Here is a 16,408-nt window from a genome sequence, read left to right on the forward strand (position 1 = left end):
GCTATGGCCGTTGATGAATCAGGAAATATCTTTATGGCAGGGGATTCCGAATTCAGTAATGATCTGCTGCTTTCAAGGTTTACTTCCGACGGCGTAAAGATATGGACCAGGGAATGGGGGTATTCTGCAAATTATCATGAATACTGCGAAGATCTCACACTTGATTCCTACGGCAATCTCTATATTGCAGGTTTCTTATTTCCTGAGGGTTCAGATCTCACCTCAAGCACGGCCTTTGTGGGGAAATTTGACAGCAACGGTGATGCGGAAGCTTCAGGTCAATGGTACTATAACCTTCCGCTGGACAATGCGGATAATTATATGCTCAGCCATGGTGTTGCTCTCGACTCAAAGGGATATGTTTACATTACCGGTGAAATTAGACGTGAGTCTTATGGAAGTTCTTATCCGGATACATTCATACGCAAATACAGTCCAACAGGAACCCTAATATGGACTAAGCGACTGGGTGATGGAGGAATAGAGGGAGAAACTCCTGCGAATATCTGCATAGGGTACGGGGATTTTGTTTCCATACTGGGAAATCATTATAATCAGTCCATCCCGGGTTGGGCAGGCCAGAAATATTCTTATAACATCAATTACCAGGATACTTTTATCTGGAAGTCAAGCTCCGATTCATTGCTGGACCTGACTCTTCCCACCGGATCTTTTACAATCAATAATGCTGATACTACTGTTATGGGTAATGTCGTCACTTTAAATCTCTCGGCATCTGATAATATCGGCGTTACAGGCTACTATGTGTCTGAAAGCGACATGCTTCCGGCTCCCGGTTTCTTCACAATGATAGATGAAACCACGGGATTTTCATCAGATATACAGTATACCTTTGAAACCATAACACCGGAGACAAAGACAGTATATGTCTGGTACCGCGATGCATTCGGTAATTGTAGCAACCCGCGGGCTTCGGCATCTATCGAAATGACAGGGGATACAGAAGCTCCGGTAGGAGGAACACCTGTCATTGACGGTGGCGCAGAAAAATCGATGTCCACTACTGTTTCTATTGATATATCAGCAACAGACAATGTGGCTGTTACAGGCTACTATGTCAGTGAAGAATTTGGAACCCCTACTGCTGGTGAATTCACAGCAATTGACACTCCTTCCCAGTCATTTTCAAAGACTGTTTCCTATACACTGACAGATACCGCACCTGGCGTTTTCGCCATTTATGTTTATTTCATAGATGTTGCAGGTAATGTCAGCAATTACGCAAGTGCGTATGGAAATCTGGCGGATACCACCCCTCCTGTAACTACTGCAGATCCAGCCTCCGGATATTACGATGCCCCTGTTACTGTTACATTGAATGCCACGGACGACTATTACCTGCTTTTTACCTATTATACAGTAGAAAGCGAGAATGAATTCAGATTATATTCCGCTCCTTTTCAAGTTACTCCGCCGGACAGGGTCGCATTCCTTTCAGTGGATCTTAACAATAATCTCGAAGCCGTAAAAATTGTTACATACGGCCTTGCGAAATCTTTTTCAGGCAGTATATCAGCCGGTACAAAAGGAAGCCTTGATATTGAAGCGGCTCATAACCCCAATATGAAAATATCCTTCAGCCTTGAGGAGATGCCACATGAATCGGTCACTGTTGTGTTGAAGCAGCCTGACGGAACTGTCTATGAGGCATACTTCTACACAGGCGATAAACTGGAGATTTTTATTACCGGGGCTGCAGGGGGACTATGGTCACTGGAAATCGATAATTCCAGGGGGGATACCGTACTGAACTATCAGATAAACACAAAACAATTGCCCACAGATGGATGTATAGATGGAAGCGATTTTGATGGCGACGGAACCGTTGACTGTGAGGAAGAATGTCCTTTTGACCCTGAAAAAACAGAAGCAGGCTCATGTGGATGCGGTATCGAAGATATAGACACGGATAGTGACGGCATTATGGATTGCGTTGATACTGATGATGATAATGACGGGATGCCTGATGAATGGGAAGAGGCAAATGGTCTAGATCCACTATATGATGATGCATCTGAAGATCCTGATGGAGATGGTTTTAAGAACCTTCTGGAATACAAGAGGGGAACAGATCCTCAGGATTCGAGATCTCATCCACCAAGAGCAATGCCCTGGCTACCGTTACTGCTGGGAGATGATTAATCATATGGTAAAGAATCATAGAAAAGGTTGTCAGGTTATTAGGGATTATAGGGTTTTAAAAGTTTAAACTGATATCTTTTGTCCACTTTTTATTAATAGAGGGTAAGGCACTATCGATAAGGCCTCTGTGCCATGATACCTGTGGTAAAGGCTTTTACAATTTTGAATAAAAAACAAAGGGACATTTTTGGCCCCTTTGTTTTTTGCCCTTAAAATTTCTACCAGGTAAAGATCGCAGATGTATGGAACCTGTTTGCTGTTCCATCTGCTGCGCCTTTATACTCTGTTTCCCAGTAGCTGTATTCAAATCCAATGGTAAGCATGGGGAGAACCTTGAACATGGTATTCACAAAATAATAGCTGTTTTTATCCCTGCTCCCGATATTTATGTCATTTGTATCAGGATTATCAATACCGAATCCGGCGTTGTACTGCCACTTCTTGTTAAGGGCAAAATTGATCTGTGACCACATGCCTTTGCTTGATATCTCACTCCGTGTGATTGTATTAACACCCTGAAGTATTCCGCCAAAGTAGTCATCAAGGTTTTCGCCTGTGAACGCCTCACCGCTCAATGTAAAACGTTCTGTAAGAGGTATTACAAAGTCAATATTGGCTGACCATGAATCAAGGTCAGTCTCAGCGCCTGCCCAGTCTGCCTCTTCCCTTCCAAAGTGTCCTGATATACCTATTACATTCTTTTTTCCTGCAAGCCCCTTTGTTGTAATGGCAAACCTGCCCTGGACTGATGGAAACCCAGAGTCATCACCGTCATTCACGCCATTAGCATCAAAGTCTTCGTTTGTAAGCCCTGTTGTCCTTGCAAGGGCAATCTGAGTCAGGAGGCCTGTTGACTCGTCAAAGCTCTTGTTATAGCTGAGACGTAACTGCGCCCTTCTGTAGCCGATATTTCCTGCACTCCATCCCACAGTATAATTGAGAGTAGAGGGGTTAAGTGGTGAAATGACATCAGATGTCTGGCCTGCAAGGATGCTCATCCCGCCTCTTGTGGTTTCAAGATATGCCTGCCTCAGCATGGGCTCTGCCTTGTTTTCATGTGCGGCTGAACCGTCCCCGTAAAAGTCCACCTCTACCTTTCCCTTTGTCTTAAAGCCGTTATAATCTGGGGCAGTAATATCAAGGCCCAGCCGGCTCTGCCTGGCTGTAAAATTAACAGTATCATCATTGTTAACAGCGCCCTCACCAAAAACATATGTAGCAAAATTGCCGTTTGAAACCCTGCTGTCATTATATGCTGCATCAAGTTTAATATAGCCGTAGCTTTTTACGCTGAATCCATCTGAAGCCTTTGGGGCCTCCTGTGCAGTTGCCGTCTGTTTTTCAGCGCTTGTGGCCTTTTCGGTAAGGATGGCCTTTAATTCACCCAATTCCTTTTCGAGCCTTTCGATCCTCGCCTTAAGCGCCTCATTTTCCGACTCTGCCATTATTGTGACAGGGCACATGAAAACAAGCATGATTAATATGACACTAAAAAGCGAAAGTGATGCTTTATTTCTTATGCTAAATTGATTTTTCATAATCTCCTCCCTTTTGATTTTTATATTTCCCCGGCGATAAAATTTCTATTTTAAACCTAAAGCATCCTTCAGGGCGCTCACCTCATTACCGGTTAAAATACGATATTTACCGATCTTCAGATTCCCCAGCTCAAGCTCACCGAAACCGGTACGCATAAGCTGTATAACTTTACACCCAACTGCCTCAACCATACGCCGTACCATCCTGTTTCTTCCCCTTGTCACGGTCATTCTTATAACAGAACGGCTGCCGCTCTGACTGATAAGAGCCGCCTTTGATGTGCCACTGAAACCGTCTTCAAGCTGAATTCCATTTTTTAACCTGTCCATGGTATCCTCACTAATCCCACCCTCGATTGTCACCTTGTATGTCCTTGCAACATGGTATTTCGGGTGTGTAAGCCGGTATGCAAAATCGCCGTCATTTGTGAGTATAAGAAGGCCTATACTGTCAAAGTCCAGCCTGCCCACAGGATAGAGCCTTTCTGGTATATCCTCTATAAGGTCTGTTACCACAGGTCTATCCTGCGGATCATTCATGGAGGTAATATAGCCAAAGGGCTTGTTAAGCATGACATAGACCCTGCTCTGGGGGCCTGAAATCTCTTTTCCATCCACCCTGATGCTGTCTTTTCCCCATACGGCCTTTGTGCCCAGTTCAAATATCTTTTTCCCGTTAATACTCACACGGCCGCTTTTAATAAGCTCATCAGCCTTTCTTCTTGATGTAACACCTGAAAGAGAAAGTATCCGGTTAATCCTCTGTTCCATTCCCATCCTGATCACTTTCATCATCCGGCATATCTGTATACCCCGGTTCAGAATCTGCATCTTCGGTTATATTTCTATCTTCCGGATCAGAATCAACCTCATATGAGACCTCCCTTAATGAATCATCCTCATATGACTCTTCATGGGTTTCTGCATATACAACATCTGTTTCTGCCTCTTCAGAATAGGTATATCCCCCGGCATCAGATTCCTGATCTATATATTCTTTAAAAGGCAAAACAGGCTCTTCACCTGTGCTATTTCCATCCGGGGTATCCCTGCTGATTACTGTCGGTTCATACTGATCCGCTGCAAAGTCCTTTATCTCCTTGAGTTTAGGGAGAGAGGAAAGGTCTTTAAGGTCAAAGACCTCAAGGAACCTCTTTGTTGTGCCATAGACAAGTGGCCTGCCCGGCAGCTCCTTGCGGCCCATAATCTTGACCAATCCCTTTTCCATAAGGGTCTTTAATATCCCGCCTACATCAACCCCTCTAAGCCTTTCTATCTCGCTTTTAAGTATCGGCTGCTTGTAGGCAATGATAGCAAGGGTCTCGATGGTTGCCCTTGAAAGCCTGTTAGGGGTTTTCTGAAACATCCTCAGGATATAGGAGCCGTATTCAGGGCGGCTCCTGAACTGAAACCCTCCTGCAATCTCCTTGATAATAAAGCTGCGCTCAAGGGTGTCATAATCATGAATAAGGATTGTAAGGGAGTTCTTTATCTCCGTCTTGTCTGCATCAGGGATGCAGTCATGGATATCCTTTACAGTAAGTGGTTTATCTGATGAAAAGAGCAATGCCTCAATTATCATCTTCAGTGATTTGGCCATTATCTACTTCCTCTTTTTCTTCAAAACGTGCTTCAATACGTATATCGCTTTCAACAGTGGGCTGGTAAACCCTTACAAGACCCATATGAACTATCTCAAGCACCGCCAGGAATGTGATCACAAACTCCTCAAGGCTCCTGTCTGCCTTGAAAAGATCCATGAAAAACAGGCTCTGTTTCTGTTTCAGTTCATCCAGTATCAAGGTTATCTTGTCATTTATTGTAAAATTTTCTGTCCTGAATGTAAGCTCAGCATCCGGGACATAATTATCCAGTATCCTTTTAAAGGCATCCATCAGCTGGAAAAGATTGACCTCAATCTGTGCATCTTCAGGTTCAAAATCAGCAGAATAATCCTTGTCAGGCCTTCGCTGAAATACATCCCTCTCAAGCACCTGCCTTTCTGCCAGATCGTCTGCCAGCTCCTTGAACTGGAGATATTCCAAAAGAGGCCTTGTGATTTCATCCCTGGGGTCTGTCTCCTCACCCTCCTCATCTTTTCCGGGCAGGAGCAACCTTGATTTGATATGGATTAGGGTCGCGGCCATGACCAGAAAATCACCCGCCACATTAATATTGAGCGCCTTCATCATATCAATGTACTCAAGATACTGATCCGTAATAAGGGCAATCGGGATATCAAATATATCCACCTCATTCTTGCGGATAAGATGGATAAGGAGATCAAGGGGCCCCTCAAAGATCTCCAGCTTTATTTTATAGTCTTCTCTTTCTTCCACCTGTCAGATCCCGATAACGGCCTTGACCTCTGCCATCGTATCTGAGGCAATGGATCTGGCCCTTTTATTTCCGCTTTCCATAATCTCCCTGACCATGTCGGGATGAGAGTCCAGCTCAGCCCTTTTCGCCCTTATGGGCTTAAGGGCGCTTATCAGGTTTTCCGCCATCATCTTTTTGCATGCCACACACCCTATTCCCGCATTCCTGCACTCCACATTGATCTGGTTTACAGTCTCGGATGGGCTGTAGATCTGGTGAAATGTAAACACATTACATATATCTGGGTTACCCGGGTCTGTCTTTCTCATACGCTGAGGGTCTGTGACCATCTGGCTGACCGCTGTCCTTATATCGTTATCAGTATCTGTCAGGTAGATGGAATTGTTATAGCTCTTGCTCATTTTACGCCTGTCAAGCCCCAGTATCCTTGAGGTAGGGGCCAGAAGCGTTGCAGGTTCAGGGAAGAGCTCCTTCTGGTAAAGGAAATTGAAACGCCTGGCTATCTCCCTCGTAAGTTCAACATGGGGGGCCTGGTCTTCGCCAACAGGCACCCCGTTTGCTTTGTACATGAGGATATCAGCGGCCTGAAGCACTGGATACCCCAGAAAACCATAAGTATAAAGATCCTTCTGGGTCAGCTCCTTAAGCTGCTCCTTGTATGTCGGGTTTCTTTCCAGCCAGGGAAGAGGCGTTATCATTGAAAATACAAGATGCAGCTCAGTATGCTCCTTTATCTCGGATTGTACAAAAAATGTGGATTTTAACGGATCAAGCCCGACAGAAATCCAGTCCTTTACTATCTCGTTAACAGAGCCCTTTATTACCTTTGTATTGGCATATTCGCTTGTAAGGGCATGCCAGTCCGCTATGAAAAAAAAGCATTCATACTCTTCCTGAAGGTTCTTCCAGTTGTTCAATGCACCATGAAGGTGCCCGAGATGCATTCTGCCTGTAGGCCGCATACCACTGACTATTCTTTTCTGCATTATAACTATATTCTCCTCAATATGATTCCAGGATTGGCCCAACCCTGAAGGATATAAAATCTATTTGCCGGATTTGTTCAGATATCTGGCTTTTACAAATTCCATCTCTTCCTTTTTGCTGTTTACCATGTTTTTAAGCCTTGCCTCTAAAAGCCCTGTCATTATCTCCCTGTAAACAGGCCCCGGCTCAAACCCCATTGCCTTCAGATCCCTGCCCTTTACACTTATGTTTATACCCTTTAACTTAGTGAAATAACTTGATATTATCTTTTTTATCTTTTCATTGTTGGCCTTTGCCATTATAAAAAGCAGGAACTCTGTATCATATTGTGAGAGTAAAGTATAGATACTATAATTATCCTCACTTTCTATCCTGAAGAGGCTGTCAAGCAGACGCCATACATCCTGCCTCTGCCTGTTCATCCTGACGCATTCCAGGTCATTCATCATCAGCCTTGTGGTCAGGCTGTTATACTCTTCAGTATCAAGGTTTGAGGTAAGGGCAAACCAGTAAACCCGCCAGCTGTCACACGGTTCATCCAGGTAGAGAAGCCTGAACCATGATATTACACCATTGATATTTTCCAATAATTTAATTAACTTATCATTAAAATCGATATTTCTTGATAAGAATTTCAGGAGATCGAACTGATGCATCCTGGTTACGGCCTTTAAAGGCTCATCCTCCATAAGGATAAGTTTCAGCTCCATGAAAAGCCTTCTGCCTGAAAGATCCTTGAAGCAGTTGATATCCACCGCATTCCTGATGAGTGACAGGGTAAGCCTGCCTATTTTGAGCCCAAAGCGCTGTTCAAACCTTATTGCCCTGAAGACCCTGGTAGGGTCCTCCACAAAAGAGAGATTATGAAGCACCCTTATAACCCGCTCCTTTATATCCTTCTGTGCGCCGAAATAATCTATGAGATCACCATAGTTCCTGCTATTAAGCCTTATGGCAAGGGTGTTGATGGTGAAATCCCTTCTGAAGAGATCCATCTTAAGAGAACTGGTTTCCACTGTAGGCGGGGCTGCAGGCGTCTCATAATATTCCATACGTGCAGTAGCCACATCTACCTTGAATCCGTCAGGGAATATAAGAACCGCTGTTCCAAATTTTTTATGGCTTCGGACCCTTGCATTGTTATCCTTTGCAAATTCATGGGCAAATATGATGCCATCCCCTTCAATGACAATATCAACATCATAATTTTCCCGCTTGAAAAGGATATCCCTCACCAGCCCCCCTACAAGGTATGCCCTGTACCCAAGCCTGTCTGCACAGTCACCGAATTTTTTAATGATTTCCAGGATGTGTTCAGGCACCTGTTCCTTCAGCATGTGGGCAAGATTCTTATTTTTTGAAAAATGAAGGCTATGCGAGGTATCGTATGAAAAATCCTTAATAACAGGGCCGCCGACAAGTATATTCATGAGATCGGTGCGGGTAATGACACCCACAAGAGTCTCCTCCCTCAATACCGGGAGCACACGCAGGTTATTCTTGATTATCAGCTCCTGTACCTCACTCAAGGGGGTGTCAGGCGTAACAGTGTGGAAATCTATATTCATATACTCCTTTACAGGTATATGACCAAGGTTGAAGAATACCGCCTTCTCCATGATCTGTCTGGTGATATACCCCTCCAGTTTTCCGGCCCTGTTTAAAACTATCAGTACATTTATGTTGTATCTAGTCAAAAGGGCTGAGGCATCCCTGACGCTTTTTTCTGGCAGGATATGGATTACAGGCGATGTCATCATATCCTTTGCCGTCTTCCCGTGGTTTATCAGGTTCTTGAGCAGGGCAAGCAGTGTTCTTTCCACCTGTATTATGGTCTTTTTGCTTATGGTTGCTGATGCTGCCTGCGGGTGCCCCCCTCCCCCGAATTCAAGGGCAATTTCAGCGACATTTACTGCATCATTTCTGCTCCTGGCCACAAGATAGATCTTGTCTTCCATCTGGGCCAGTGCAAAAAGCACCTGGATATTTTCCATGTCCATAAACTTATGGACAAGCATGGCAAAATCCCCGATATATTCCTCCCTTATAACCTTTGCAGTAACCAGCTCAACACCATTGATCACGATTTTTATAGCAGACTGTGTAAGGTCATTAAGCACCCATATCTGTTCGGCAGTGAGTTCCCTTGTAAGGAGGCCTGAGAGGATATTTCTGTCAGCCCCCTGTTCTGTAAGCCATGCGGCAATGATATGGTCTTCAGGGGTGGTGGATGAAAAGGTAAATGAACCTGTGTCTTCATGAATACCAAGAAGCATGACAGTGGCCTCATCAGGTGTAAGACTCAGGCTGCGCCCCTTTATCATCTCAGCAAGGATGGTTGTAGTAGACCCGACCGGTTTGATAATTTCCTTATTTCCCTTAACATCATTGTTTGATGATGGGTGATGGTCATATATATGTATATCCAGCCCCTCTTTATCTATTATCTCAGCAAACCTGCCTATACGGTCTCTCTGCCTGGTATCAACAAGTATAAGGCGCTCTATTGCATTAAAATCTATCTGCTTTGTTCTTGTAAAGCTGAAGAGGTATGATAACGAATGAATAAAAAAATTTCTCAGGTTTTTTTCCTGAGAGCCTGGAAAAACTATCGTGGCATCAGGATATAGCTTTTTTGCTGCCATCATTGAAGAAAGTGCATCAAAATCGGCATTTATGTGGGTTGTTATGATCTCTTTTAAGGCTGTTTCAGACATCGTCCCTCTGACAAGATTATAACTATGAATTATTGAGAAAAAAAAAGCCGGGCAAATATATCCGCTCCGGCTGTATTATTGATAAAAATTGAATGGGTCAGCCCCTATTTACCCTTTAGTTTTTCCTCGTCTTCCTGTTTAGTTTTACACTCTATACACAATGTGGTCACAGGCCTTGCCTTGAGCCTTTCATAGGAGATGTACTCCTCACAGGATTCACAAATGCCGTATGTCCCGCTTTCTATGCGCTCAAGAGCCTCTTTTATCTTGCCGATAAGCTTTCTCTCCCTGTCACGTATCCTTAAGGTAAAATTCCGGTCTGATTCAAGGCTTGCCCTGTCTGTAGGGTCAGGAATATTTTCATTCACATCACTCATCCCTGATACAGTCTTGTTTACCTCACCCAGAAGCTCATCCAGACGCTCTGTGAGGTGTTTTCTGAAATAGTCCAATTGTTCAGTAGTTAGCATGACAAACCGTTTTACTCCGTTACCGGTATTTTATAATTCTGCAAGATTACTGGTAATTATCTAAAAAAGCAATCCATTTTTTAGATCAGCAGCATAGTACTGGCCCACTGACCAGCTCTCTCCTATTTTAGCCGAAAAGCTTCCTCTTCTTTTTTTTCCTGTCGATCCCTTCTATCTTTGCGAACTCCTCAAGGAGCTCCTGCTGTTTACTGTTTAACTTTTTCGGGATAAGCACATTAAGCTTTACCAGGAGCTGCCCCCTCTTCCTGCTGTTGATGCCAGGCATCCCCATTTCAGGGATCGATATGATATCCCCTGGCTGGGCACCCTTTGGTATCTCCATTTCATATCCATCTTCAGTGCCAATAACAGGGATAGTGATCGTATCGCCAAGGGCTGCCTGCACAAAGGATATGGGGATCTCACAAAAAAGGTGATCACCTTCTCTTTTAAAAAGATTGTGATCCCTTACATGCATTACCACAAAAAGGTCACCCGGGGGGCCTCCCAGCTCTCCTGCCTCGCCTTCACCCCTGAGCCTGAGCTGTGAACCAGTATCAACCCCCGGCGGTATCTTTAGATTTATACTGCGTTCAATCTGTACCTTTCCCCTTCCGCTGCAATCTTTACAGGGGTCCTTAATAATACGACCTGAACCGCTGCATGAAGGGCATGTGGTCTTTATCTGAAAGAAACCTTGAGAGCGCACCACCTGGCCGTTTCCGCGGCACGTGCTGCAAACCTGCGGTTCGCTTCCCGGGGTTATGCCGGAACCGTCACAGGTATCGCATCTGCCCCATTTTTTAAACTCTATCACCTCTTCCTTGCCGTTAAAGGCATCTTCAAGTGTAATCTCCAGGTTATACCTGAGGCTATTTCCCTGGACGGGCCGGTTACGCCTTCTGCTGCCTGAACCAAAGCTGAAAAAATCCTCAAATATGTCACCAAAGCTGGAAAAGATATCATCAAAACCTGAAAATCCCCTGAAGCCTGTACCCTGAAGCCCTTCGTGACCGTACTGGTCATATATCTGCCTTTTCTCGCTGTCCCTTAGAACCTCATATGCCTCAGAGGCCTCCTTGAATTTATCTTCGGCCTCCTTGTTGCCTGGGTTTCTATCAGGGTGATACTGCATTGCAAGCTTTCTATAAGCCCTTTTAATGTCATCATCCCCTGCATCCCTGCCTATATTAAGGGTCTCATAGTAATCTCTTTTATCCATTTGAATTCTGCCCGGGCGTCCTATAATAAATCTTCTACTGGAAATGTGGTTTCTGTCAGTTCAGGCAGGATATCCTTCTTGCTCTCGTTTAAAAGCCGGGCCTCTTCTTCGGTCTGGATAGTGATATTGCCTTCAGCTATCTCCCTCAGTGAGAGTACTATATCCCTGTTTTTTGATGAAATAGTTGGCTCTGAACCCTTCCGTAACTGTCTGACCCTTCTTGCTACCATGTGTATCAGGGTAAAACGGTTATTTACATTATCAAGGCAATCCTCTATAGTTATTCGTGCCATGCAATACTCCTCTTTATATGTCTTAGTTACCCAAATTTAAAAACTTTACTTTTTAACACTTATGATATTAAATGTAAAGGTGATTTAAATCCATGTTTTAAAGGGCTTATATCTTTTCTGCCCTGTAAGAACCAAATCAGATTTACTTATTTTACAATGGCTTGATAGTTTTAAGCGCCGTCCCAGCAAATCCTGTACAGATTTTCTTAGACGGCATATTTAAAAATTCTGCACCGGGGTAATAATATGATCGCCAGGGTATTGAGCAGCGCAGTAATTGGTATTGATGCCTATATTGTTGAGGTCGAGGTGGACATCTCACAGGGGTTGCCTGCCTTTTCAACGGTCGGCCTGCCCGAAGGGGCGGTAAGAGAAAGCAAGGAGAGGGTCAGGACCTCAATAAAAAACTCTGGTTATCATTTCCCTTCAGACAGGATCACTGTAAATCTTGCACCTGCCGATACAAAAAAGGAGGGAACCGCCTTTGACCTGCCAATGGCCATCGGCATTCTTACCGCTACAGGTGTTATCCCTGAAAACAATAACAAAAGGTTTCTTGTTATGGGTGAACTATCCCTTGACGGGCTTATACGCCCTGTAAAGGGAATATTGCCGGTAGCAGTGACTGCAAAGGAGTCAGGCCTTGACGGTATATTTCTCCCGGTGGAAAATGCTATGGAGGCCGCTGTAGTAAAAGGCCTTAATGTCTACCCTGTAAACACACTGTCAGAGCTTGTAGAGGTATTGTCAGGCGAAAAAAATGCAGACCCCTTCATATCAAATTTCAATGGTCTGTTTGAAAACAGGGAGATGGATATAGATTTCAGCGATGTCAAAGGGCAGGACAATGTGAAACGGGCAATGGAGATAGCAGCAGCCGGAAATCATAATATTATAATGATCGGCCCTCCAGGCGCAGGTAAGACCATGCTTGCAAAACGCATATATACCATTCTCCCAGACCTCTCTTTTGAAGAGGCGCTTGAGACATCAAAGGTATACAGTGTAATGGGTCTTATGCCGGAGGGTAAGGGTCTTATTACAACAAGGCCATTCAGGGCGCCGCACCATACAGTCTCCGATGCAGGGCTCATAGGAGGCGGACAGAACCCCAAGCCAGGGGAGGTGAGTCTTGCGCATAATGGTGTGCTCTTTCTGGATGAGATACCGGAGTTCAAAAAGAATGTCCTGGAGGTGCTGAGGCAGCCAATGGAAGAGGGGTATGTGACCATCACAAGGGCAAACTCCACTGTAACCTATCCTGCCAATTTTATGCTTGTGGCTGCAATGAACCCCTGTCCATGCGGCTACTTTGGCAGTAAAAAAAGGGATTGCCACTGTTCATACACCCAGATACAGAGATACAGGACAAAGGTGTCGGGGCCGCTTATGGATCGTATAGATATCCATATGGATGTACCGGCAGTGGAATACAAAGACCTCTCTGCAAAGGCAGAGGGCAAGACCTCCAAAGAGATACTTCAAAACCTTAAAAAGGCAAGAGAGATACAGAAGGAACGCTTCAAGGGTTTAAAGATCCACAATAATGCGAACATGACAGGCAGGCATATAAAAAAATTCTGTGAGATAGACAATGATTCTGACAGGCTGCTCGAAACAGCAATGGAAAAGCTCGGGTTAAGCGCAAGGGCACATTCAAGGATACTCAAGATAGCAAGGACCATTGCAGATGTGGATGGGAGCGAAAAGATCAGCGCTGATCACGTTGCAGAGGCTATACAGTACAGGAGCCTGGACAGAAAGGTGATGAAGTGATGAGCCTATTTATCCATGTTTCTAACTGACATTTTAAAAGGCAATTATTTACTTTTTACTATTTCAGAAAGCCATTTTGATAATTTACAGGCTAATACCTCCAACATTATATGGTAAGGGCTAATTTTCACCATTGCTTTTCCCTTTAAAATCTACCTGAGAAACGTTCATCAATTCGATTGTAATCCATCCAAAAGAAGAGAGACCGGAAAAAAATTTATCAGATGTTTCAATATCAGCATGGTGAGAGCCTGATATAGTATCACCAGACCCTTTTGTAACAATAACTGTGAGATCCCTGGGTTTGTCATTCTCATCTCTTTTCATCTCAATTGTCCTGATATCATCATACGCAACATCAATGTTCTGGCTGCCATCCCACACCTTGATAAACCGCCTTCTTCCCTGGTCCCACTTACCGCCAAGCATTGGGGATGATAAACTTATTTTTTCTCCATTCACAAAAGTAATATCCGCATTATATAAAGGCCCTTTTATGTCCCGATCCTTTGGGTCATAGTTTTTTATTTCCCTTGCAAAATTTTTCAGAACAACAATGTCATCACATTTTAAACACACTATAGAGAAGGGCTGTTCAGGGTTACCATAATCACAGATCTGCCGATTAACACAATATGCCTTAATAGAAATATCCTGATCATAAATTCTATAGGTAATATTATGGATATAATACATCATGTTCTTATATTTCCCCACACGGGTATTTGTATTTTCCATAGATAAAATACTTATCAACGGAAGGCTTATGCTGTAATTTTCACTCTGCAATTTAACATGCGCTGTTGAAGGTTTACCATTTTCGCCTTGTAAAATATTAAACTCCATAAATTTTTCATCCCTCATTAAAAACACCATGCTGTTTTCAATTTTGGGTTTGTAGGATTCAAACAGTGCATTTTTTTGTTCCAGCAGGGATGCTATTTTTTTGTCTGCCCGAGGGGTATAGTCCTTTAAAAACCAGTGGGCTCCAAAGGAAAAAGCGCACAATAAAAAGCTGAACAGTATCATTGCCATAAGTCCATCAACGCCTCTCTGCAGGGCCTCTGTGCCGGAGATAACATTATAGTGAATAACTGTGGAGAATGTCTTTTCTTCCCGTTCAACTTCTTCTTCATAGGATTTGAAAATAAGGGCGCTTACAGCAGTAAAGGCACCATACAAACTGATTATCGCCAATATAATCAGTATCCCGATGTACCACCATGAAGGGGATTTGGGCATTAATACAGGAGAGATGATAAAGCAGGCATTTATTAAGGTTAAAAAAGATAATAATAATCGTGAACCCAGGTGGCCTTCTATCAGGCTGCCCTTACTTACCCCTGATAAAAGACTTAAAATCACAAGAAATACAAACCATATCAGGCAGAGCATCCCGAAATGATTTTCAAAATAGACAAAGATCCCCACGTTGTCAGTATTGTTCCCTGCCAGGGCCGATGTGAATGAGCAGATAAAAATTGCGACTAGTGAAGACAAAATAACGTGTTTTTTAATTGCAGTCATAATGATATTTCTCTCTTATGTTTATTTTATCATTGATAAGAAATTGAAAAGACAATGGCATTATTAAAAATGAAATTAATGATGTCAACAGGATTGAGTGGCCAGACTTGAATTGCAGTATTTTTTTCAGCCTCAGCACATCTTCGGCTTCTACAACCCTGTCAGCAGTATTCGCATGGAATATCCCGCTACTGCGCCCAGATCAGCCTCTGACAGGTATAGGATAAAAGACATCATGATATTCAATGGAGAGCGATCGTCAATAATTTAATTTGTCCCCACGGTCAGTGAGAACACTTACTTTAGACACTCTGCGTCGTATGAAAATTCTTTCTGGTTTACCGCTCTATTTCAGGACTCTTCAGTAAACAATTTGATGATATGGAAGCCAGCTACACCAGGATCGGTTGCAGAATATTGAATTTTATATGATGCATGATCTGAGACAGATTTCCTTCCAATTAGTATCTAATAACCCTATCCTATTTACTGAACACAGCGCCAGATATACCTTTCTCTGAAGCGTTAGCGATTGCTTTCTGCTGTATTTTCCCATAAAAGTAATCAGGTGCCAAATGGAATGGTAATAGACGAGTTGTATTATGACAAGAAAGACCCTGTTAATAAGGGGGTATTAAAGTATCTGGCTGTTGTGTGTGCTGCTGGTGTAATGATGAATAGAGTTGTTTATAAATGTCCGCTAACCGGAAATGTATATTGTTTTGTTACAAGTTTAAACAAAACAATACCGCCAGGCCTGATTGCCTTTCTTTACAAATGCAGATGGGATATTGAAAAGGTTATAATCAGTAAAAGACTCAACAGCAAAAAATGGCCTGTGTTTCTTATAGCACCTAAAAGAGCCACACAGAGATCAGTAAAATTCATTAGATGGCTACGCAATCACCTGTTCATGAACACTTCGTGGCGTGAGGCTCTGGGGCCTTTACAGCAAATCTATGCGGTTTTTTTGAGATGAAATATTGGACACCAATGGTGTCTGGTTCCATCCTGCCAACCTTGACCATAACCACCAGGCTGCATATACCTTACGATTCGCATTTAATGGTTCACTGTGGGGAGTGAAAGGCCAAGGCCACCGCCATTGGCAAATCCAAGAAGACCGGTCATACCAGTTGTAAGCTGGCTCCCATGGGACGTATGTCCGTATGCAATATGAAGGATCGCCTTTGCCTGCTCAATGGCTGACTGAGGGATCTGTGTGATATCCATGCTGTTATGGTCAATGATAATTGCATCCGCTGAAAATACAGGTGCCACGAAAACTGATAATAATAAAATCAATGGTATTAATGTTCGCATAATCATAATTATAACCAATACTCTTCTGTCGATTAAATATTATTTATAATCA

At 43.4% G+C, this 16,408-nt stretch carries 14 protein-coding genes; 3 read left to right on the plus strand and 11 right to left on the minus strand.

The window, feature by feature from the left end; genetic code table 11:
- Positions 1–3 precede the first annotated feature (3 nt).
- A complete protein-coding gene (locus GX654_03510) occupies positions 4–2,163 on the plus strand; it encodes a hypothetical protein (protein ID NLD35914.1) in 2,160 nt (719 codons plus the stop codon).
- A 218-nt stretch (positions 2,164–2,381) separates the two neighbouring features.
- Here the strand turns inward: GX654_03510 and GX654_03515 are convergent, their stop codons facing one another.
- From GX654_03515 to GX654_03555, 9 genes are all read right to left on the minus strand, one after another.
- Complete coding sequence (locus tag GX654_03515) at positions 2,382–3,701, minus strand: hypothetical protein (protein ID NLD35915.1); 1,320 nt, start codon at positions 3,699–3,701, stop codon at positions 2,382–2,384.
- A gap of 45 nt (positions 3,702–3,746) precedes the next feature.
- The gene (locus tag GX654_03520) at positions 3,747–4,472 is read right to left on the minus strand and encodes an rRNA pseudouridine synthase (protein ID NLD35916.1); all 726 of its coding nucleotides are present in this window, start codon (positions 4,470–4,472) and stop codon (positions 3,747–3,749) included.
- Complete coding sequence (scpB, locus tag GX654_03525; protein ID NLD35917.1) at positions 4,456–5,301, minus strand: SMC-Scp complex subunit ScpB; 846 nt, start codon at positions 5,299–5,301, stop codon at positions 4,456–4,458. The genes GX654_03520 and scpB overlap by 17 nt, the downstream gene beginning before the upstream one ends.
- Positions 5,273–6,040 (minus strand): segregation/condensation protein A, encoded by a 768-nt coding sequence (locus GX654_03530; GenBank protein NLD35918.1) that lies wholly within the window; start codon positions 6,038–6,040, stop codon positions 5,273–5,275. Before GX654_03530 ends, scpB begins: the two co-directional genes overlap by 29 nt.
- A 3-nt stretch (positions 6,041–6,043) precedes the next feature.
- Complete coding sequence (gene trpS / locus GX654_03535; protein ID NLD35919.1) at positions 6,044–7,030, minus strand: tryptophan--tRNA ligase; 987 nt, start codon at positions 7,028–7,030, stop codon at positions 6,044–6,046.
- A 57-nt stretch (positions 7,031–7,087) separates the two neighbouring features.
- Entirely contained in the window at positions 7,088–9,745 is a 2,658-nt protein-coding gene (locus GX654_03540; GenBank protein ID NLD35920.1) for a CBS domain-containing protein, read from the minus strand.
- Positions 9,746–9,849: 104 nt separating this feature from the next.
- Positions 9,850–10,215: an RNA polymerase-binding protein DksA gene (gene dksA, locus GX654_03545; GenBank protein ID NLD35921.1), complete on the minus strand. Its 366-nt coding sequence runs from the start codon at positions 10,213–10,215 to the stop codon at positions 9,850–9,852.
- A 127-nt stretch (positions 10,216–10,342) separates the two neighbouring features.
- The gene (gene dnaJ, locus GX654_03550) at positions 10,343–11,437 is read right to left on the minus strand and encodes a molecular chaperone DnaJ (GenBank protein NLD35922.1); all 1,095 of its coding nucleotides are present in this window, start codon (positions 11,435–11,437) and stop codon (positions 10,343–10,345) included.
- A 20-nt stretch (positions 11,438–11,457) separates the two neighbouring features.
- The gene (locus GX654_03555) at positions 11,458–11,730 is read right to left on the minus strand and encodes a DNA-directed RNA polymerase subunit omega (GenBank protein NLD35923.1); all 273 of its coding nucleotides are present in this window, start codon (positions 11,728–11,730) and stop codon (positions 11,458–11,460) included.
- A 246-nt stretch (positions 11,731–11,976) separates the two neighbouring features.
- Between GX654_03555 and GX654_03560 the strand changes: the two genes are divergently transcribed.
- Positions 11,977–13,506, plus strand: a complete 1,530-nt coding sequence (locus GX654_03560; GenBank protein NLD35924.1) for a YifB family Mg chelatase-like AAA ATPase — start codon at positions 11,977–11,979, stop codon at positions 13,504–13,506.
- A 120-nt stretch (positions 13,507–13,626) separates the two neighbouring features.
- On the opposite strand, the gene GX654_03565 is transcribed toward GX654_03560, so the two are convergent.
- Entirely contained in the window at positions 13,627–15,033 is a 1,407-nt protein-coding gene (locus GX654_03565) for a hypothetical protein (protein NLD35925.1), read from the minus strand.
- Between the two features lie 580 nt (positions 15,034–15,613).
- On the opposite strand from GX654_03565, the gene GX654_03570 reads away from it, so the two are divergent.
- Positions 15,614–16,012 (plus strand): hypothetical protein, encoded by a 399-nt coding sequence (locus tag GX654_03570; protein ID NLD35926.1) that lies wholly within the window; start codon positions 15,614–15,616, stop codon positions 16,010–16,012.
- 83 nt (positions 16,013–16,095) lie between these two features.
- Here GX654_03570 and GX654_03575 read toward each other — a convergent pair whose 3' ends face one another.
- On the minus strand, positions 16,096–16,314 hold the full coding sequence (locus tag GX654_03575; protein NLD35927.1) for a hypothetical protein: 219 nt from the start codon (positions 16,312–16,314) through the stop codon (positions 16,096–16,098).
- Positions 16,315–16,408 lie beyond the last annotated feature (94 nt).

Origin of the sequence: Desulfatiglans sp. (assembly GCA_012513605.1) — a bacterium.
GTDB lineage: Bacteria > Desulfobacterota > DSM-4660 > Desulfatiglandales > HGW-15 > JAAZBV01.